At 47.1% G+C, this 19,473-nt stretch carries 20 protein-coding genes, 1 rRNA gene and 1 riboswitch; of the genes, 7 read left to right on the top strand and 14 right to left on the bottom strand.

Features of this window, described 5'->3' with window-relative positions; all coding sequences use genetic code 11:
• Window positions 1-62: 62 nt before the first annotated feature.
• Entirely contained in the window at window positions 63-653 is a 591-nt protein-coding gene (locus R7P36_RS05550) for a type II secretion system protein (protein WP_225455765.1), read from the top strand.
• Window positions 654-690: 37 nt separating this feature from the next.
• Here R7P36_RS05550 and R7P36_RS05545 read toward each other — a convergent pair whose 3' ends face one another.
• The 5 genes from R7P36_RS05545 to R7P36_RS05525 form a co-directional block, all read right to left on the bottom strand.
• A complete protein-coding gene (locus R7P36_RS05545) occupies window positions 691-1,218 on the bottom strand; it encodes a GNAT family N-acetyltransferase (protein ID WP_054575248.1) in 528 nt (175 codons plus the stop codon).
• A gap of 33 nt (window positions 1,219-1,251) precedes the next feature.
• Window positions 1,252-1,719, bottom strand: a complete 468-nt coding sequence (locus R7P36_RS05540; RefSeq protein WP_025768769.1) for an HAD family hydrolase — start codon at window positions 1,717-1,719, stop codon at window positions 1,252-1,254.
• A 118-nt stretch (window positions 1,720-1,837) separates the two neighbouring features.
• Complete coding sequence (locus tag R7P36_RS05535; RefSeq protein WP_213900020.1) at window positions 1,838-2,308, bottom strand: GNAT family N-acetyltransferase; 471 nt, start codon at window positions 2,306-2,308, stop codon at window positions 1,838-1,840.
• 1 nt (window position 2,309) lies between these two features.
• Window positions 2,310-3,041 carry a glucose 1-dehydrogenase gene (locus R7P36_RS05530; protein WP_318122056.1) on the bottom strand — a complete coding sequence of 244 codons (732 nt, stop codon included), beginning with the start codon at window positions 3,039-3,041 and terminating at the stop codon, window positions 2,310-2,312.
• Window positions 3,042-3,050: 9 nt separating this feature from the next.
• Window positions 3,051-3,566 (bottom strand): GNAT family N-acetyltransferase, encoded by a 516-nt coding sequence (locus R7P36_RS05525; RefSeq protein WP_213900021.1) that lies wholly within the window; start codon window positions 3,564-3,566, stop codon window positions 3,051-3,053.
• A gap of 270 nt (window positions 3,567-3,836) precedes the next feature.
• Here R7P36_RS05525 and R7P36_RS05520 point away from each other — a divergent pair, with 270 nt between their 5' ends.
• Complete coding sequence (locus R7P36_RS05520; protein ID WP_005374302.1) at window positions 3,837-4,931, top strand: NapC/NirT family cytochrome c; 1,095 nt, start codon at window positions 3,837-3,839, stop codon at window positions 4,929-4,931.
• Window positions 4,932-4,953: 22 nt separating this feature from the next.
• On the top strand, window positions 4,954-7,401 hold the full coding sequence (locus R7P36_RS05515; RefSeq protein WP_213900022.1) for a trimethylamine-N-oxide reductase 2: 2,448 nt from the start codon (window positions 4,954-4,956) through the stop codon (window positions 7,399-7,401).
• 70 nt (window positions 7,402-7,471) lie between these two features.
• Here R7P36_RS05515 and R7P36_RS05510 read toward each other — a convergent pair whose 3' ends face one another.
• The 8 genes from R7P36_RS05510 to thiD all read right to left on the bottom strand — a co-directional run bounded on the left by R7P36_RS05510 (window position 7,472) and on the right by thiD (window position 14,005).
• The gene (locus tag R7P36_RS05510) at window positions 7,472-8,197 is read right to left on the bottom strand and encodes a phosphatase PAP2 family protein (protein ID WP_005374297.1); all 726 of its coding nucleotides are present in this window, start codon (window positions 8,195-8,197) and stop codon (window positions 7,472-7,474) included.
• 210 nt (window positions 8,198-8,407) lie between these two features.
• Window positions 8,408-9,022, bottom strand: coding sequence for a thiamine phosphate synthase (gene thiE / locus R7P36_RS05505; RefSeq protein ID WP_213900023.1), 615 nt, complete (start codon window positions 9,020-9,022; stop codon window positions 8,408-8,410).
• Window positions 9,023-9,084: 62 nt separating this feature from the next.
• Window positions 9,085-9,876 (bottom strand): hydroxyethylthiazole kinase, encoded by a 792-nt coding sequence (gene thiM, locus R7P36_RS05500; RefSeq protein WP_213900024.1) that lies wholly within the window; start codon window positions 9,874-9,876, stop codon window positions 9,085-9,087.
• An 18-nt stretch (window positions 9,877-9,894) separates the two neighbouring features.
• Window positions 9,895-10,557, bottom strand: a complete 663-nt coding sequence (gene tenA, locus R7P36_RS05495; protein ID WP_124008241.1) for a thiaminase II — start codon at window positions 10,555-10,557, stop codon at window positions 9,895-9,897.
• A gap of 54 nt (window positions 10,558-10,611) precedes the next feature.
• Window positions 10,612-11,562, bottom strand: coding sequence for an ABC transporter substrate-binding protein (locus R7P36_RS05490; protein WP_213900025.1), 951 nt, complete (start codon window positions 11,560-11,562; stop codon window positions 10,612-10,614).
• 47 nt (window positions 11,563-11,609) lie between these two features.
• Window positions 11,610-12,410 carry an ABC transporter permease gene (locus R7P36_RS05485; RefSeq protein WP_213886347.1) on the bottom strand — a complete coding sequence of 267 codons (801 nt, stop codon included), beginning with the start codon at window positions 12,408-12,410 and terminating at the stop codon, window positions 11,610-11,612.
• Complete coding sequence (locus R7P36_RS05480; protein WP_213900026.1) at window positions 12,403-13,158, bottom strand: ABC transporter ATP-binding protein; 756 nt, start codon at window positions 13,156-13,158, stop codon at window positions 12,403-12,405. The genes R7P36_RS05485 and R7P36_RS05480 overlap by 8 nt, the downstream gene beginning before the upstream one ends.
• Window positions 13,148-14,005, bottom strand: a complete 858-nt coding sequence (gene thiD, locus R7P36_RS05475; protein ID WP_005383329.1) for a bifunctional hydroxymethylpyrimidine kinase/phosphomethylpyrimidine kinase — start codon at window positions 14,003-14,005, stop codon at window positions 13,148-13,150. The genes R7P36_RS05480 and thiD overlap by 11 nt, the downstream gene beginning before the upstream one ends.
• A 97-nt stretch (window positions 14,006-14,102) precedes the next feature.
• Window positions 14,103-14,210, bottom strand: a riboswitch (TPP riboswitch).
• Window positions 14,211-14,521: 311 nt separating this feature from the next.
• Between thiD and R7P36_RS05470 the strand changes: the two genes are divergently transcribed.
• Together R7P36_RS05470 and R7P36_RS05465 are read left to right on the top strand one after the other, a co-directional pair.
• A complete protein-coding gene (locus R7P36_RS05470) occupies window positions 14,522-15,907 on the top strand; it encodes a TldD/PmbA family protein (RefSeq protein ID WP_170889897.1) in 1,386 nt (461 codons plus the stop codon).
• The gene (locus tag R7P36_RS05465; protein WP_053304013.1) at window positions 15,907-17,250 is read left to right on the top strand and encodes a TldD/PmbA family protein; all 1,344 of its coding nucleotides are present in this window, start codon (window positions 15,907-15,909) and stop codon (window positions 17,248-17,250) included. Before R7P36_RS05470 ends, R7P36_RS05465 begins: the two co-directional genes overlap by 1 nt.
• Before the next feature lie 78 nt (window positions 17,251-17,328).
• Here the strand turns inward: R7P36_RS05465 and trmY are convergent, their stop codons facing one another.
• Window positions 17,329-17,928: a tRNA (pseudouridine(54)-N(1))-methyltransferase TrmY gene (trmY, locus tag R7P36_RS05460; protein WP_017634347.1), complete on the bottom strand. Its 600-nt coding sequence runs from the start codon at window positions 17,926-17,928 to the stop codon at window positions 17,329-17,331.
• A 158-nt stretch (window positions 17,929-18,086) separates the two neighbouring features.
• On the opposite strand from trmY, the gene R7P36_RS05455 reads away from it, so the two are divergent.
• Window positions 18,087-18,611, top strand: coding sequence for a DUF3087 domain-containing protein (locus R7P36_RS05455; protein WP_053304014.1), 525 nt, complete (start codon window positions 18,087-18,089; stop codon window positions 18,609-18,611).
• Between the two features lie 468 nt (window positions 18,612-19,079).
• A 16S ribosomal RNA gene (locus R7P36_RS05450) occupies window positions 19,080-19,473 on the top strand; the annotation flags it as partial.

Raw genomic sequence — 19,473 nt, 5'->3', positions numbered from 1 at the left:
TTCTTACCCCTTAAGCCTTTAATCGTAAGAAATTGGCGATATATTGGCTCGGTCTCACATGGATGTGGGGCTATTGTCTTGGGCTAGTTGAGATAAGAAACGTGAAATCAAAGGGATTTACGCTGATGGAAATCACCATAGTGCTTACCACTTTGGCTTTCATCGCATTAGCTGCTTTACCAGTATTACTCGATATTCATCGCCAAGCATACGCTGCGATGCTGCACAGTTCTCAGTCTTCTTTGGGTACGGCTCTCAAATTCTTTCATGCTCAATCAGTGATTGATAACGCTTACGGCCAAGAGCACGTTCACTACATTGACCGACATGTCAAAACACGCAAAGGCATGCCAGAAGCGAGTGCCGATAGTATTCGAGCTTTGTTAGAAATCGATCTACCAGCCAGAGGTTATTCGAAAATTGACGTGCCGTGCAAAGGCAGTGATTTTTGCATCATCGGTCAGCAGCACCCAAACAGTGCTCATTTTGTCGCTATTCCTGATTATCAGTTCTTAGATAAATCGGGTGTTGATCGCGTGGTGTACATTTGGCCGCAAGGTTACACACTGGCAGAAGAGGCATGCTATTTCTACTACGTGAATCAAGCCTCTAACGATTCAATTGTTCGAGGGCATGTGACGCAAGGGTGTTAACCCCGAATAAGTGTTGCGAACAACGGTTATCGTGAGTCTACAAATCTGGGCTTTTCGAACGGCTTTGCGCTTTATACAATATCATTTTTTGACTCATCAAGACTTTACCATTTGGCAAGGTCACTTCCCCAAGTTCCCCCTGATGTTCAAATCCAAACCGTTCATACAAAGCAATCGCTGGTGTGTTGGTTTTGTATACGTAGAGTGCGATTTGGTCGTAACCAAATTCCCAACCACGTGCGATCGCGACAGCCAACAGTTTTCGCCCCAATCCTTTGCCTCGGTAGTTTTTGTCGATGTGAATACCAAGAATACCGACGCGAAGGCGTTGCTCTCTTTCGTAACCGCACATCTCAGCTGGGTAGATTTCAACACTACCGATAAGTTTTTGGCGGTCAAACGCGACAAACTGAGGGATGGACTCGTTTTCCACACGTTGCAGGATTCTGCGAAGCGTTGCGTTATCGGGTGCAGGAGAAATCAAAAATTCCCCTTCGGAGTACACTCGATTCCACAGCGCGGTGAAGCGCGCGATATCGCTCACCTTGATGGATCTGATTTGCATTCATCTTCCTTGATTAGTGCAGGTTAGTAACGGTTAGGGGATAAGCTCAGATAAACAACGAATTTGGTTAGGAATGGCTTCGGCTGGTGCATCAGCGCCCGTTGGGTTAAACCAAATTGTGTTTACGCCCGCTTTCATCGCAGGGTAAATATCTTTGTGAGGTAAATCGCCAACCATGGTTATTCCACTCACGTTAACCCCTAACTGTTTTGCGATGGCGAGATAAAACTCAGGTTGGTTTTTAGCGATGCCGAGGTTGGCAAAACAAAAATAGCCATTTAAGTATTGGTCTAAGTCGACGCGAACAAATGCACGCTGAACCTCTTCCATGTTGGAATCAGATGCACTGGTCGCAATGTAGATGGGATGATTTTGGGAAAGTATTGCCAGTGTTTCTCTGGCTTGAGGAACTGCTTCTACGTGTTCCCAATCGCACATTTTTCCTTGTGCCTCAGGGAAATCTACCATCAAGGTGTTCCCCCAATCGAAAAGATAAATCATGTTCGAATCTCCTTATCCGCACATCATATCGTCTTTTTCTAAAATTAGGGGGTAAATTGCATCGATAAATACGATTTAGGTGGGTTTAGTCGTGAAAAGCGCTTAATTGTCGTTATCGTTACAAATGTTTCAGCATAATGCGTGAGTTAGTTTTAAAACCTTGATTATCGTAAAAGCGCTGTGCTGGCTGATTGAATTCCATCACTTCCAATCGAATTTGTGTGGCATTGGCGTCGCGCGCCCATTGCTCACAGGCTAGGAGCAGTTGGCGGCCGATTCCTTGCTGCTTTTGCGCTTCATCGACAACAATTGTTCCCACGCGACAAATTGGGTCTTTGATCAGAAAACTGACGGTGTCGTTTTGGGTGATCATCGCGGTTAAGAAGCCGAGAATTTGCTGTTCGCGTTCGGCAATCAAAAAGAGTCGCTCTTTGTTCTCTAGTGCTTGTGCAAGAAATTCACGGTCAGCTTCTGATGGCGCAACAAAGGCTTCTGGCGCATTCGCAAAATGCAGTAAATTAATTTGAAAATTAAGCTGAAAAATTTCGTCTAAATCATCGGGAATCGCTTGTCGGATATGGACTTGCATTCTATCTGCCCCCTGCAATATCGATAAATGATCCTGTGATATAAGAGGCTTCGTCACTTAATAGCCAAGCGATCGCATTTGCCACTTCTTCTACCGTGCCACCGCGTTTAAGAGGAATTTGAGGGCTGAGTCTATCTACTCGGTTTGGTTCTCCGCCGTCGGCATGCATATCAGTGTAAATGAAACCAGGTCGAACGCCATTGACGCGAATATTGCGCTCTGCCAACTCTAGCGAGAGCCCTTTAGTTAAGGTATCCATCGCGCCTTTTGATGTGGCGTAATCGACATACTCAAATGGCGCGCCTGAGCGCGACGCTCCAGAGGAGACATTCACAATTGCACCGCCTGCACTGAATCGCCTCGCCGCTTCTCGACAGCAGAGAAAACAGCTATTCACATTGGTGTTCATTACTTTCTGAAAGCGTTCCAAGCTGATTTCTGACAAAGGCGATTGAGTAAATAGGATGCCAACGTTGTTGACCAAGTGCGTCACTGCACCAAATTCACGTTCTGTTTCATCAAACAAGGAGAGCACTTGCTTCTCATCGGCTACGTCTGGGGCGATGGCAATCGCTTTTCCACCGTTTGCTTGTATTTCTGCCACAACTTGGTCGGCGGCCTCTTGCTGAGTGCGGTAATTAACGCAAACGCGATAGCCTTGCTCGGCCAGCTTTTTTGCCGCTGCGGCTCCAATGCCTCGGCTTGCGCCGGTAATGATGACTACTTTATTCAAAATACGTCCTTATTTATGTAGTGAGTAGATTTTATCGGCGTAGGGTTTGCCACCAATTTGGTATGCGTCTGGAATGACCTCAATGAGTTCGAAACCACATTTTATCAGGACACGCTCTGATGCAATATTGCCTTCAGTGACCGTCGCGGAAAAGTGGTTGATGTTATGTGTCGAGGTTGCCCAGTATAGAAGCGCTTGAAGAGTTTCTGTTCCAAACTGTTGGCCATGAAATTCCGGCAAAAGTAAGTAACCTACCTCAGCCTTACCGTTTTCAATAGCAAAGCCAGTGATGCCGATGGGTTGTTCAGATTGCTTATCGAGTATTACAAGGCAAAGCCAATGCTGGCAATTTGGGGTCCATGGTAATAATCGCGAAGCAAATTTTTCTCTTATTTCTGTTTCGCTGGGACGATCGAAACAGAGCGCAATAACCTCTTGTTCGGAGAGTAATCGTTGAAAGAGTTCCCAGTCACTGGCTTTGGTGGGTCTTAATTGGCTTCTGTGCGTCTCGATGTAAACTGACATGCGTGTCCTTACTGCATCAATGTGGAGATTCAGTCTCTCATCCTCTTATCTATTTAATCAAATAGTTGCATTCATAAAAGTGATTTATGTGGTGAATAGTTGGCTGGGTAATGGATTATTGCAATATATTCATCTTTGAGATGCAAATAACAAAATTTCATACTTGAGGCATACAGAGCAACACGGAAATGATGTGGATCAAGAGAGGACTACCCATAAAGTAGTAATTTGCGACCTATAATTACATTTTATTTGGAAGTGTTGCTAATTATGTCAATAAAAAAACGATATGTTGCACTGCTGGTTGCTGCCGGCATTGGTGTGGGCTGGTTAACTTTGGGGGGGAGTGCGGCAGTAATGCATTACACCTCAGATACTGAATTTTGTCTCTCGTGCCACTCTATGGAAACCCCTTACAAAGAGTACCAAGGCTCAGTGCACTTCAGTAATGCGAAAGGCATTCGCGCGGAATGTTCTGACTGTCATATTCCTCAAGAACCAATGGATTACCTGATCACCAAAATTCGCGCGTCGAAAGACATCTACCATGAATTTGTGACAGGTAAGATCGATACGCCAGAGAAATATGAAGCACATCGTAAAGATATGGCTGAAACGGTATGGGCTCAGTTCCGTGAAAATGATTCAGCGACGTGTCGTTCGTGTCATGATTTCGATGCAATGGAAGAGTTTGAGCAATCACGTGATGCGGCGAAGATGCACGCTTACGCGAAAGCAAACGATCAAACGTGTATCGATTGTCATAAAGGTGTGGCGCACTTTGCACCAGAAGCAGAGCTAGACAGCAAGGCATTTGAAACGTTGATGAGCTTCACCACAAAAACATCACCTAATGCCAAGGTTGTTTACCCTGTGACTGAAATCGCAATGGGTGAGATGGGTAAAATTAACCCAACGACGAAGTTGGAAGTAATCAGCTCTGAAGGCGACAACCGCACTGTTAAGTTGAACGCATTCCAAATGAAAGGCGCAGAGCAAGTGCTTTACATGGGAGAAGGTCAACGTGCCATCGTTGCAACGCTAACAGAGCAAGGCCAACAAGCGCTTGAAACTGGTGAATTTGAGGCAGATGTTTACGGCAACGAATGGCGCGCGGTTTCTCTAACTGGCGCTATTGATTCTCCAGTTGTTGACACGCTTGAACCAGTATGGTCATACGCAGAAGAGTTGGACAACGTTTACTGTGCAACTTGTCACGCGAAAATTCCTTCAAATCACTTCACAGTGAATGCATGGGGACCGGTAGCGAAAAGTATGGGTGATCGAACTGATATTTCAGCCGAGAACCTAGAAATTCTAACCAAGTTCTTCCAGCACCACGCGAAAGATGTGGTTGGTCACTAACGATAAATAGAAGGATAAGATTATGACTAATATGACCCGTCGCGGATTTCTAAAAGGCACTGGTATGGCGGCTGGTGCAATGGCATTCACTTCATTTGCACCTATGTCTGTTGCTTCTTCTAATGCTCGCGGCAAAGGCATTCTAACGGCGGGCCGCATGGGCCCAATGCTGTGTGAAGTGCAAGACGGTAAGCTGGTTTCAACCACGAACGCATTGCCACAAACGGTACCAAACAGCCTACAAAGCACCGGTCCTGACCAAGTGCACACTAAAGCGCGTGTTAAGTACCCAATGGTTCGCAAAGGTTACTTGGCAAACCCATCGTCGCCAGAAGGTGTGCGCGGTAGTGATGAGTTTGTGCGTGTGTCTTGGGATGAGGCTTACAAGCTGATCCACGAACAGCACATGCGAATTCGCAAAGAATATAGCCCGGCTTCTGTGTTTGCTGGTTCTTACGGCTGGCGTTCAAGTGGCGTGCTGCACAAAGCACAAACCTTGCTGCAACGTTACATGAGCATGGCGGGCGGTTATTCAGGCCACTTGGGTGACTACTCAACGGGTGCTGCGCAGATCATCATGCCGCACGTTGTGGGCTCTATCGAAGTGTACGAGCAACAAACCACGTACCCAGTGGTACTAGAGCACAGTGATGTGGTTGTGCTTTGGGGCTTAAACCCAATCAACACCCTAAAAATCGCGTGGAGCTCAACAGACTGTGCTGGTCTTGAATTCTTCCATCAATTGAAAAAATCAGGCAAGACGATCATTGCGATTGACCCAATTCGTTCTGAAACCATCGAGTTCTTTGGCGAGAATGCGGAGTGGATTGCTCCTCACCCAATGACCGACGTGGCAATGATGATGGGTATCGCACACACCTTAGTGAAACAAGGTAAGCACGATAAAGCCTTCCTCGATAAATACACCGCAGGTTACGACAAGTTTGAAGCGTACCTGATGGGCGAAGAAGACGGCGTAGAAAAATCAGCAGAATGGGCATCACAAATCTGTGGCGTACCTGCGAAGCAACTTGAGCTACTGGCTGACATCTTCAGTAAAAACCGCACCATGCTGATGGCTGGTTGGGGCATGCAGCGCCAACAATACGGTGAGCAGCGTCACTGGATGCTGGTTACACTGGCAACAATGTTGGGTCAAATCGGTTTACCGGGCGGTGGTTTTGGTTTCTCTTACCACTACTCAAACGGTGGTAACCCTGCTCGTGATGCTGGCGTACTTCCTGCGATTTCGGCATCGCTGGGTGGCGGCTCTTCTGCGGGGAACGACTGGGCGGTGTCTGGCGCGGTGCAAAGCTTCCCTGTGGCGCGTATTGTCGAGGCGTTGGAAAACCCAGGTCAATCCTACCATCATAACGGTCATGAACTGACGTTCCCGGACATCAAGATGATTTGGTGGGCAGGTGGTGCGAACTTTACTCACCACCAAGACACCAACCGTCTGATCAAAGCGTGGCAAAAGCCTGAGCTGATCGTGATTTCAGAGCCTTACTGGACGGCGGCTGCGAAGCACGCGGACATTGTTCTGCCAATCACCACATCGTTCGAGCGTAACGACTTAACGATGACGGGTGACTACAGTAACCAACACTTGGTGCCAATGAAGCAAGTGGTTGAGCCGCAAGGTGAAGCGCGTAATGACTTCGATGTATTCGCGGACATGGCCGAGATGCTAGCTCCGGGTGGCCGTGACGTATACACCGAAGGCAAAACTGAAATGGAATGGCTGTACGGCTTCTACAAGGCGGCGCAACAAGGTGGCCGTGGCTCTCGCGTAGCAATGCCGAACTTCAGCAAGTTCTGGGAAGATAACCAACTGATCGAGATGAAGTGGAACGAGAAGAACGCACAGTTTGTTCGTTACGCAGATTTCCGTGAAGACCCGATCATGAATCCACTCGGTACACCAAGTGGTAAGATCGAAATCTTCTCGAAAACCATTGAAGGTTATCAGTTGGAAGACTGTCCTCCACATCCAACGTGGATGGCACCAACCGAGTACACGGGTACTGCGAAAGATGGCGAGTTGCAGCTAATGACCGCTCACGCAGCGCATCGTCTACACAGCCAATTCAACTACGCGAAGATTCGCGAAGAGTACGCAATTGCAAACCGTGAACCTATTTGGATTCACCCTGAAGATGCGAAAGCGCGTGGTATTAAAACGGGCGATCTAGTTCGTGCGTTTAACAATCGTGGCCAAGTATTGGTTGGTGCAGAAGTGACTGACCGAATCAAGCAAGGTTCAGTGTGTATTCATGAAGGCGGCTGGCCGGATCTGGATCCGAAAACCGGCATTTGTAAGAACGGCGGTTGTAACGTGTTAACGTTGGATATTCCGACCTCTCGACTTGCAAACGGCTGTGCGGCGAACTCGGCGCTGGTTCGTATTGAAAAATACACTGGCCCAGAATTAGAACTAACAGCGTTTGAACCACCAAGAAATGGTTAGAAAAAAGTAGCGTTTTAAAGCAAGAAGCCAGCGAATCGCTGGCTTCTTTTTTATCTAGTAATCGTTCACATTAGCGCGAAGCGAGAGAAACAAATGGCATCTGTTTCTTAATTTGAAATGTCGGGAGTAAAGTAAATACAATCGCGACAAACAAGACTGAGCCTATTAAATCTTCAGGGCGATGCATCCCCAGCCATAAGCGGCTATATGCGACGCTCATTCCCCACATCCATAATGACAGTGCAGAGATATAGCACTTGTTCTGTAAGAACAACCCGCCAAAGAAAGCCAAACAAATCGAAACGAAAATCGTATGGCCGGATGGGAAAGAATAGTCTTTCTCGCCTTGCCAATGGCGCGTTCGCCAATCACTGACGTGTTCAGAAATCTGGTTAATTACGTTGGCTTGCTGCTTTGTATCCAACTGATAAAACGCGTCTGGGTGCTCAATCAATTGTTCTGCTGCGAGCAATTCCGTGTAGGGACGCGGGCTTTCTGTCATCAGTTTTAGCCCCGTTTTGCTGGCAAAACCAATCACCAGTAACAACCCTAACATTGAGAGTTTTTGTATCCACTCAATGCGACTTGGTTTAAAGCGAAATAAAGAAAGCAGTAGCAGTGTTAACGTAATTAAAAAGCCTTTGCTACCAGCAGAATCTGTGAGCAAAGTAAAAGTAATCCCCAGACTTTCCGGCACCTGTGAAGTGAGATTGTGATAAGAGCCAAACAGCGACATTGGGATGATGCCAAGAACAAACAAGGCGAGCATCATCAATCCATATTTTTTGGTTTTCATTGAGAGCGTTTTGTTTTTATTGAGGGTTATTCAACCACGTGAAAATAAGGGGCTTATCTTACGTTATCTGGCGTGAAAAACTTATCAACGCTCTGTCAATTCGAGCGTGAAAGTGACATTGCAGCTCTTCGTTGTGAAAGGAGAGGTTGTTGAAAGTACTGAAAGGCAAACGCGCTCATCCATAAGCGCTTTGTTCAGGCGTGAGCAAGGTTAGCTCATCAACCCTAATAAATATTCCGATGCGGCTTTTGGATCTTCTGCGTGGAAAATCGCTGAAACCAAAGCTAAGCCATGAACACCAGTGGCGCTGAGTTGCGGAATGTTACTTTCGTTAATGCCGCCAATGGCAACAATCGGCAGTGAAGTCGTCTCTAACGCCATCTTCAAGCCATCAATACCCCAGAACTTCTTGGTGTTGGTTTTGGTCGGCGTCGCGAAGATTGCGCTCAAGCCGATGTAATCAATCGGAAGAGAGTCCGCTTCTGCAAGCTGCTCTTCATTTTCGATGGATAAGCCGAGGATTTTGTTTGGTCCAATCAACTCACGAGCGATAGTTGCGGGCATGTCTGATTGCCCGAGGTGAACCCCATCGGCATCAACTGCCAGTGCAACATCAACGCGGTCATTGATGATCAAAGGCACATTGGTATCTTTAAGGATGTCTTTCACGGCTTGAGCACGTTCGATAAACGCACGTACATCACCGTGCTTTTCGCGTACCTGCACCATGGTCACGCCACCTTCTACCGCCATTCTTACAACGTGTTTGAGAGTGGGTAAATCTTGTTGGTCGTCGGTGACCAAATACAAACGATAGGCGTTCATTGTGTTTCCTTTGGGCCTCTCTCCTAGATGGAATGAGAGGCCGGTATTTGTTAGAGAAAAGCTTAGCTCACTTGCAGCTTTAAGCGTTTTGCCAGCGTTTCTTCATCCAACTGGTAAAGCTCATCCAACAGGTTCATTTGCAGGCTACCTGGGCCGCGAGCTTGTTCCGCTGCAATCTCGCCAACAACGCCCAGTACCGCCGCTGCAGCAAGGCCGGTATCATCACCAACAGCAGCGAAAGCACCCGTCAGTGCCGTTAGTGTACAGCCCATTCCGGTTACGTAAGGCATCATCTCGTGACCATTATTCAACTGGACGGTTTGCTCTTTCGTGACGATGTAATCAGTCTCGCCAGAAATCACTACACTTGCACCATACTCTGCGACTAAGAAGTTGGCTGCGCCAAGTGCTGCGTCGCTGCTGTCTAACGCATCGACGCCTTTGCTTTGTGCTTGCTCGCCAGCGAGTGCAATGATTTCTGAGGCGTTACCACGAATGATCAGCTTGTTTGCAAGGCGTGCGATCTCACGTGATGTCTCGGTACGTAGTGAGCTTGCTCCGCAACCGACAGGGTCGAGTACAACGATTTTACCATTGGAATTGGCTTGCTCTACGGCATAGCTCATGCGCGGTGTCCAAACGCTGTCTAGGGTACCGATGTTGATAATCAGTGCGCCAGCGAACGACATCATCTCTGCCATCTCTTGTTTGGAGTGCGCCATGATTGGAGAAGCGCCGATCGCTAATAGTGCGTTTGCTGTGTTATTCATCACCACGTAGTTAGTGATGTTGACGACTAACGGCTTTTGCTGGCGTACTGCGGTTAATGCTTGGGTGATTTGTTCAATTAACATGAGACTCTCCGATTAATCTTACTGAGCGTTCAGACCTTGTTGCCAGAATGCCACTTCCATACGCGTTGCGGTTTTGAATACCTGAATCAGGTTTTGACCACGCTGGCTATTGATGTCGATTTCCGCCAATAACTGGTTAAAGTGTTCTGTACCTTTTGCGACACCAGATTGGAACTCTTCACCACCGTAGAGTTTGATCCAACTTGCGTATGGGTTGCCTTCGATTACTGTCTTTTCATCTTCAATCAGCATCTTACCGATAACGGCATAACCGATAGAGCAAGGAGCAAGTGCTGCGTAAAGATCAACAAGATCGCCGGTCATGCCAGCATCTAATACGTAACGGGTATAAGCTACCGTGCCGAAGTCTTCTGGCTCATTTTCTAAGTCGGATTCCGTCAGTCCCCATTGCTCACAGTAAGTCACGTGATGGGCGATTTCAGAATCGAGCAATGCATGTACGCTTGGTAGGGCACGGCGCATGTCATCCAAAGTACGTGCTTTGTAGATCGCTAATGCGTAAGCTCGTGCGTACTGTTTTAGGAAAAGAAAATCCTGCTTTAGGTAATGCAGAAAACAAGGCTGAGCCAGAGTGCCTTTCGCCAATTGCTGCACGAAAGCATGCTCAGTGTATTCTTGCCAATCTTGGCGGCAAGCGTCGATCAAATCTTGGTATTTCATTATGGGTATCTCGTTATCAAAAGACCCTAGGCTTAGATCCTAAGGTCAGTAGAATTAGTCAAAGCTCGGTACGTAATCTTTCGCTTTTGGCAGTGTTTCGATGATTTTTTGTGAATACATGAATTCGGCATAATCATCGTAGCGTTTCAGATCCACTGCAGATGGACGAAGAGCGAAACGAGTTAGCGTGTCGTTCCAAGCGTGTTGGTTAAGCTCGTTGTTGAGTGTGTCTGGTGAATAAGCCACAAACTCTTTCCACGACTCTTTTGGATGGTTAACGATGTAAGTGGTCGCTTGCTCTAGTGCTTTGTTGAATGCCTTGATGGCTTCTTTGTCGTAGGTTTTTGCATTGGCTACGAAGACTAACTCGTCATACGCTGGTACTCCGTGTTCTTCAGGGAAGAAGGCTTTAGCTTTATAACCTTCTAGTGCCAGTTGGTTGGTTTCGAAGTTACGTAGACCGCCCCAAATCGCATCCACTTTGCCAGATGCAAGAGACGAAGACAGCGCCCAACCTACGTTGATGATTTGTACGTCAGAAAACTTCACGTTCTCTTGCGCAAGCATGGTGCCGATTGTCGCTTCTTCGTTGCCTGCGATCGCAATACCGATCTTCTTACCTTTTAAGTCGCCAAGGTTTTCATTCTTACCGTTGTCCAACACCATCAGCGTGTTGAGTGGCGTAGCAATCAAAGTCGCAGAGCGGATTAGTGGCAAACCAGCCGCGACATCGATAGTTAGGCTCGGTTGGTATGAAATCGCCATGTCGACCTTGCCAGCAGCGACCAACTTAGGTGGCGTACTTGGATCTGCAGGCTCTTGAATGTTGACCTTCAAACCTTGTTCTTTGAAGTAACCGCGCTCTTTGGCAATCACGATAGGACCATGGTTTGGATTGACGAACCAATCCAACATCAGTGTCATCTCTTTTTCAGCTGCAAGCACGTTGGTTGATACCACTGAAGCGAGTAGAGCAGCAGCGCTCACAAGTTTGTTTTTATTCACGGGGTTCTTCCTTTTCTTTCCCAATTTTCTTTGGTTATTTTCTGTAATTACTTGCTTTCCCAAGGGATGGCTTTTTTCAATAATTTATCGGTGATGAAGTAGAGTGAGATAGACAGCACGGCGAGGATAAACAGCGCCGCAAACATCTCGTCAATGATCATGCGAGCGTTAGCTTGGAGCATCAGATAACCCAAGCCTTCACTTGAACCTACCCACTCACCGACCACTGCTCCAATTGGCGCAATAACGACGGCAACACGAATACCTGAAGCTAACGTTGGTAGCGCGGCTGGCAATTGAATATGACGAAGTAGCTGCCATTTCGACGCGCCCATGGTCTTGGCAAGATCGAGGTAACCTGTTGGTGTATTGCGTAAGCCGTCATAGCAACATGTCGTGACGGGGAAAAAGATGATGATCGCTGCCATGACGACTTTCGATGCAATACCGTAACCCAGCCAAAGCATGAGCACTGGCGCGATGGCGAACACAGGGATCGCTTGGCTAGCAATCAGAATAGGCAGTAACCAACGCTTCAGCGGCTCAAACATCAGCATTTGCAATGCGAACAGCAAACCCATCGATAATCCAAGCGCCAAGCCAAATAAGATCTCTTGCGCGGTAACCCAAGTATGTTTGAGCAGGACATCGTAACGAGTGACCAATCTATCCAGCACTTCAATTGGTGAAGGTAAGATGAAGTTTGGCATGTCGAATATCACCACGACCAACTGCCACAATCCCAAGATCACCGCTGTGCTGATAACTAAGCGCAGAGCCGGATGGGTCACGCGTTCTTTTTTACTAATACGTGCCGAAACGGAGTTGTACTGAGTCATATCACTCATAGTCTTTCTCCAATTGATCCAAAATCGCTTGTTGAAGCGCGGCGCACTCTCCATCGAGAACTCGTGGCGGCTTGGAGTCTGGAACGACCAAGTGCTGAGCTTGCGCAGGTGTGCCTTGCAACACATAGAGTTGGTGCGCTAATCGCACCGCTTCTTGTGGATCGTGGGTAATCAGAACAACCGTCTTATTTTTCAATAATTCGGCAGACAAGGTTTGCAACTTATGGCGAGTAACCGCGTCCAGCGCAGAGAAGGGCTCATCCATCAGAACCAGAGGCTTGTCTTGCATCAGAGTACGAGCAAGGGCAACACGTTGTCTCATGCCGCCAGAGAGCTGAGTTGGCTTAGCATCCGCGTAATCGGCGAGTCCCACTTGGCTTAGTAAAGTCAGTGCACGTTGTCTATTTTGCTCTGGTGCTTGCTCTTGAGAAAATCGAGAACTGAGGCAGACGTTGTCTAACACATTCAACCACGGTAGCAATAAATCCTGTTGAGCCATGTAAGCGATACGGTCATGCAGTGCAGCGCCATCGGTTGTGATGAGTTCGCCATGCCAGTCAACTTGGTCATCCAGTAGGCCAGCTAAGTAACGCAATATTGTGGTTTTCCCGCAGCCACTTCGTCCGAGTAATACCGTCCATTTACCGACGGGAATGGTCATGTTCATTCCTGCTAAAGTCGGTGTTTGGCTATCTTTGTATCGCAGGCTAGCATCGGAAAGCTGAATGCCAATCGCGTTAGCGAACATAAGTATGACCCGCAAAAAAGTGGTTCACAGGGCCATGGCCTTTACCTACATCCAATTCATCAGCGTGTGCGATAGCTTGGCTGATGTACTGCTTACCCAGGTGCACCGCTTTGTGTAGGTTGTTGCCTTGGCCAAGATAAGACGCAATGGCGGAAGAAAGTGTACAGCCTGTGCCATGGGTGTTTTTGGTTGGAAATCGCTTGGCGCTAATTAACTCGGCACTGTCTTGCATGATAAGCAGATCGTTGCTGTTTTCATTTTCTTCAAGGTGACCGCCTTTGAGCAGAATAGCTTTGGCGCCAAGCGCGCGAAGGTCGGTAATCATATCGTTCATTTCAGATTCAGACTGAGGCATTGGCTTACCCGTCAATGCTGCGCCTTCGGGTAGGTTAGGGGTAATGATGTCTGCGAGCGGAATCAATTCTTCTTTTAAAGTACTGATTGCCGACTGTTCCAGTAATAGATCGCCGCTGGTGGCCACCATTACAGGGTCAATCACGAGGTGTTTTGGCTGGTATTGCTTAATTTTGTCTGCAACGACTTTGATGATGTTGGAATCGGCCAGCATGCCCACTTTGACTGCAACGATGTTGAGGTCGGTAAATACTGCATCAAGTTGGCTCTCTACATGGTCGAGAGGAATGGGGAAAATCGCAGAAACGCCTTGGGTATTTTGCGAAGTAATCGCCGTGATTACCGAGCAAGCAAAACTGCCGGTTGCGGACATCGCTTTGATGTCGGCTTGAATACCTGCACCGCCACCACTGTCTGAGCCCGCGATGGTCAATACGATAGGGGTAGGCAAGGCTGGCGTGTGATGTGAATGAGGTTGTGATTGCTGCGTCATGGTCGCTCCTACTACAAGACGTATAGGAACTGACTTTGACCGTTGCAGATAGATCGATTTTTCGATCGCTATCGCTTACCTAAGAGGGGCGACGAAAGGCAAAGTGTGCATAGTTCCCTACGTCAGTGCTAACTGAATCAGGTTCAACGGGTCTCGAATTTCGATCTCAGCCAACACTTGTCGTGTGGCCCCCCGACTATTTCGTTCGGATGATAGCAGGACCATTGCGGAAGGGATACGTTTTTTGAGCGTAATTATAATGAGTATTCAATTATGCGAGGTGAGTGATAAAGTAAGCACCTAAATGGTTTGCTGGGTGGAATTTACTAGTGCAACGCTCTGGTGAATGAGCAGAACCTGGAATATTTAATAAATAATCGTGGTCTCGTTAAGCAAGGATTAGCACAAAACAAGGTTAAAAAACTGTTAAAATTTAACGTGTTGCCAATTTAACTTTGTTGAACTTTTTCACAGTTAATTAGGATGGCTAAGACGATCATCGAGCAAGGAGACTTCATGCTTAATTCTGTAACAGCGAAGTCAGTGATCGATCATGCGCTCTTTTTGGGGGCTGATTTCGCTGAACTATTCGTTGAACATCACCAAACCAACACTGTCCAGATCGCATCTGGTGAAGTGGATAAGGTTAACTCGGGTATCGATTTTGGTATCGGTATTCGTCTTTTTTTCGGTCATAAGGTGCTTTACGGTTACACCAACAGCACAGATGAAGCCGAACTAAAGCGCGTAACCTCGCTGCTTGCTGCAAAAGACAAGCGTGAGCAAATCGCGTCAGCGGGTTCTTTGAATTTGAACCGCTACCCAATCCAACATGGTTGCCGCATGCCACTAAGTAAGGATGCTAACCTAGATTCAAAAATCGCGTTTCTATTGAAAGTTGACCAAGCCGCACGTGCTGAGAGTGAGCATATCAGCCAGTTTATTGGCAGCGTGCTTCAGCGTGAACAACAAGTGTCTATCTTCAACTCAGAAGGTCTACACGTTGACGATACTCGTCATTACATCCGAGTTGCTGGTAATACCGTCGCTCAAAAAGGTAATGAGCAGTCTTCTGGTATGGAAGGTCCTGGCGCTCTTGCTGGTTGGGAATTCAGTGAACAGCTTGATGCCAAAGAGCTAGGTCAAACTATCGCGCAACAAGCGTTGGTAAAACTTGGCGCGGATGCTTGTCCATCGGGTGAAATGCCAGTGGTAATTGGTAACGGCTTTGGCGGCGTAATCTTCCACGAAGCGTGTGGTCACTTGCTAGAAACCACTTCAGTTGCGAAGAAAGCTTCAGTATTCCACGACAAGATGGGCGAAATGGTTGCTCACACCGCGGTGAACGCAGTCGATGATGGCACCATGACCAACGAATGGGGCTCGATTCATGTTGATGACGAAGGCATGAAGACTCAGCGTACCCAATTGATCAAAGACGGTAAGCTAACCAGCTTTATGGTCGATAAAATGGGTGGCATGAAGACAGGTTACGAACCTACGGGTTCTGGTCGTCGTCAAAACTACAAGTTCGCACCAACCTCGCGCATGCGTAACACCTTTATCGAAGAGGGCGAGCATTCACTTAATGACATGCTGGCAGGCATCGAACGTGGTATCTATGCGAAGAAGATGGGCGGTGGCTCTGTTCAACCGGGTACGGGGGAGTTTAACTTTGCTGTTCGTGAAGCCTACCTCATTGAAAATGGCAAAATCACCAAGCCTCTGAAAACAGCAACGCTGATCAGCACGGGTCCAAAAGTGTTGAAAGAAATCAGCATGGTCGGCAAAGACATGGCGCTTGCGCCGGGCATGTGTGGTTCCGTGAGTGGTTCAGTACCAACAACTGTCGGTCAGCCAACGCTGAAAGTAGATAACATTCTGGTAGGAGGCGGTAACTAATGAGCCAAGAACAACAACTTCTTAATGCGGTTGATTACGTCCTATCAGAAGCAAAACGCCAAGGTGCAGAAGCGGACGTCATTGTAAACCGTAACAGTAGCTTTTCTTTGAAAGCGAACCAAGGAAAGCTGGATGAGTACAAAGTAAGCTCAAGCCAAGTTCTGGGTGTTCGTGTTGTGAAAGATGCGCGTGTTGCAACAAGCTATTCTGAGTCGTTAGAGCAACCAAGCTTGGATTTGATGCTGACCAACGCACTGCAAAGCGCTCGCTTTTCCAAGCAAGATGAACATCAGACAATTAGTTGCGTGAACAGCCAAATCGCGACTGATGTTGCTGAGATTGCGCAAGAAGATACAACTTCTGTTGACGAAAAAATCGAACTGTCTCTCGCTCTTGAGCAAGGCGTAGTGGCTCTGCCTCACGCCTCTAGCGCACCTTACAATGGTTACAGCGATGGCGAAACACAACTGATCATTGCCAATACTCAAGGCACATTGTGTCAACACTTCGAGCGCTCGTTCACTTGTTACGCGTATACCTTGTTTGAAAAAGACGGCAAACAGTCAATGGCGGGTAGAATGTCACTGGGTCGCCGTTTTGATGAGTTGAATCCAGCTTACTGTATCGAGGGTGGCTACAACCTTGCTCGCGATCTTCTGGAAGGTGCTCCGGTTGCGACAGGTAACTACCCTGCTATTTTCCACATTAATGCGCTAGCAAGTTTATTCGGTGCTTTCGGCAGTGCTTTCTCTGGCGTAAGCGCGATGAAAGGCATTACGCCACTGGGTGACAAGCTTGGTCAACGTGTTGCGAGTGATTTAATTACCTTTACTGATACGGCTTACATGCCAAATGGTATGGCAATCGCGAGTTTTGATAGTGAAGGCTTCGCTACTCAAGATAATGTCATGATTGCTAATGGTGAGTTGAAAACCTTGCTACACAACAGCCAGACCGCAAGTTACTTGGGCGCAGTCTCGACAGCAAGTGCCGCTCGCGGTGCAAAATCGAGCCTAGACGTATCAGCGAATCACAAAGTGATTGCGACAGGCAACAGCAGTGCGTCAGAAGTAAAAGCGGGTGAGTACCTAGAGTTAGTCGAGCTTCAAGGTGTCCATTCTGGTGCGGATGCAGTGAGTGGTGATTTCTCATTTGGTGCGAGTGGCTTCTTGTGCCGTGATGGAGAGCGCGTTCAACCAGTTCGTGGGATCACGGTAGCGGGTAACTTCTACAAGATGCTGCAAGAAGTTGAGGCAGTGGGTGATACTCAGTTAATTAACGATAGCCGAACTTTCTTCTCGCCAGACGTTCGTTTTGCTCGTTTGAGCATTGGTGGTAAGTAAACTTAGCATCCCTATAGAAACAAAAAAGAGGACTCAATGGAGTCCTCTTTCATTACCTAGCAACGTGTGCGCGAATAACTAGAATTCGCGTATGTCCAACTCATTGTGGATCAATACCACACACTGAGAAGCGAAAAGCATCTTAGGACCTAAGCTGATCTTCTCTGTGCCAAGGCGCTTTAAGCTGTTAAAAGACTTTTTCGGCATCGGTATATGGTCAGTTAGCAAGAAACATGGATTTTCACCAATTTCTGCATCACGAACAAATTCGCCTTTCTTATCCAACATATATAGTTGGTGATCTTCTGCCAGCTCTTGTACTAGGCGTTCAAAGCTCACTGTACGAACGGTAATACCAGGTTCGACTTCACGAAGTTGCTCTTTACCCATACCAACCGAAGCATCCAAAGCGCGAGCCACTGCTGCAATCAAGGTTGACTCATGGAAGCCGCCAATGTTGGTGATGTCGTTGGAGCGAATAGTAATGGTGCGTGAGAAGTCTTTTGTGCTTTCCAAAACCAAGTGAACAACCACATCTTCACGGTGTGATTGAGCAACGAACATAGTGTTCATCATGGTATGAGCAAGAATCTCTGTATGCGCTTCATTACCAACACCTTCTAACAGTGCTTTGCTGGTGGTTGGCGCCGCGCGAGCTCGTAAAACAAAAGAGCGCATGAATTTAGCCTCTATATAGGAAGAGTGAATGCGCGGAAGTATATACCCAAGCAGGGAAGGGATGCGAGTTTAATAGCAAATGTGAACTTACTTACAAAGCTTCGATTGTCGTGCGGAGTGCGCTGGTTAAAATAGAGGTAACCTGTTAGGAGCGGTATATGGAAATCAAACAGATAAATAAAGACATTTATAAAAAGAAAGTAAACCTTGTGATTGGCGGTTTTGTTGCGTTGCTCGCCATCTCCTCTCTTGCCTTTAGTACCTTGTTGATTGTTTTGTTCGGTAATACAGATGTAGTACCTGAACAGTCGACGGGGAACTTTCATTGGAACTTAATTGGTGTTGTGCTTGCCTTAGCTACTTCACTGTCTTTGCTGAACCAATTCAAAACACGCCCTTATATGGAAGAAGTGTTGTATGTCTGGAAACTCAAGCAGTTGCAGAACAAGATCTTTCGCAAACTGAAAAGCATTAAAGCCGCTTCTGCTGAGCACGATGTAAAAGCGCTGACGATACTTAAGTTCTACTATACGACTCAAAGTCAGGTGTTTGAGTTAGACAACAACACATTAACGATGAGCAGTGTAAATAAAGAATTAGAGGCAATTGAGCAAATCGAAGCGGCGAAGTCACTGGATCTTGATATCACAAGCTTTGAAGAGTCTTGGATTGACACATATTGATTGCCTATTTGCTACGTTAAGTTAACAACTAAGTGTTAAAAATAAGCGTTTGAGTGAGATTTCATCACTCGACGTTTTTTTTAAAGTTTTTTTCTAAAAAAGGGTTGCCAAGAAAAATCATCTCCCTATAATGCGCCTCCGTTGTCAGGGCAAAGCGGAAACGCAAAAGCAGTTGGCAATGAGGCGAAAGAAAAGCTTCTAAAAATTAATTTGAAAAAGTGTTTGACACTGAAAATTAATTCCTTAGAATACGCCTCCGCTTCGGTAGCAAAGCTTACGAAGCAAGCTCTTTAACAATATAGACCTATCAATCTGTGTGGGCACTCGTTGATGATGATCCAATTAGATACCTCGGTATCAAATTAGGTTTCAATGATACGAAGTGACCATTGAATCTTAGGATTCAGCACAGTCAATTCAAACATTACTTTATGTAATGTTCAGTATTCATTGAGCCGACAAAATCTTAAATTGAAGAGTTTGATCATGGCTCAGATTGAACGCTGGCGGCAGGCCTAACACATGCAAGTCGAGCGGAAACGAGTTATCTGAACCTTCGGGGAACGATAACGGCGTCGAGCGGCGGACGGGTGAGTAATGCCTAGGAAATTGCCCTGATGTGGGGGATAACCATTGGAAACGATGGCTAATACCGCATGATGCCTACGGGCCAAAGAGGGGGACCTTCGGGCCTCTCGCGTCAGGATATGCCTAGGTGGGATTAGCTAGTTGGTGAGGTAAGGGCTCACCAAGGCGACGATCCCTAGCTGGTCTGAGAGGATGATCAGCCACACTGGAACTGAGACACGGTCCAGACTCCTACGGGAGGCAGCAGTGGGGAATATTGCACAATGGGCGCAAG

Source organism: Vibrio sp. 397 (genome assembly GCF_033339395.1).
Lineage (GTDB): Bacteria > Pseudomonadota > Gammaproteobacteria > Enterobacterales > Vibrionaceae > Vibrio > Vibrio alginolyticus.
This window is presented reverse-complemented; position numbering and strand designations above follow the sequence as displayed.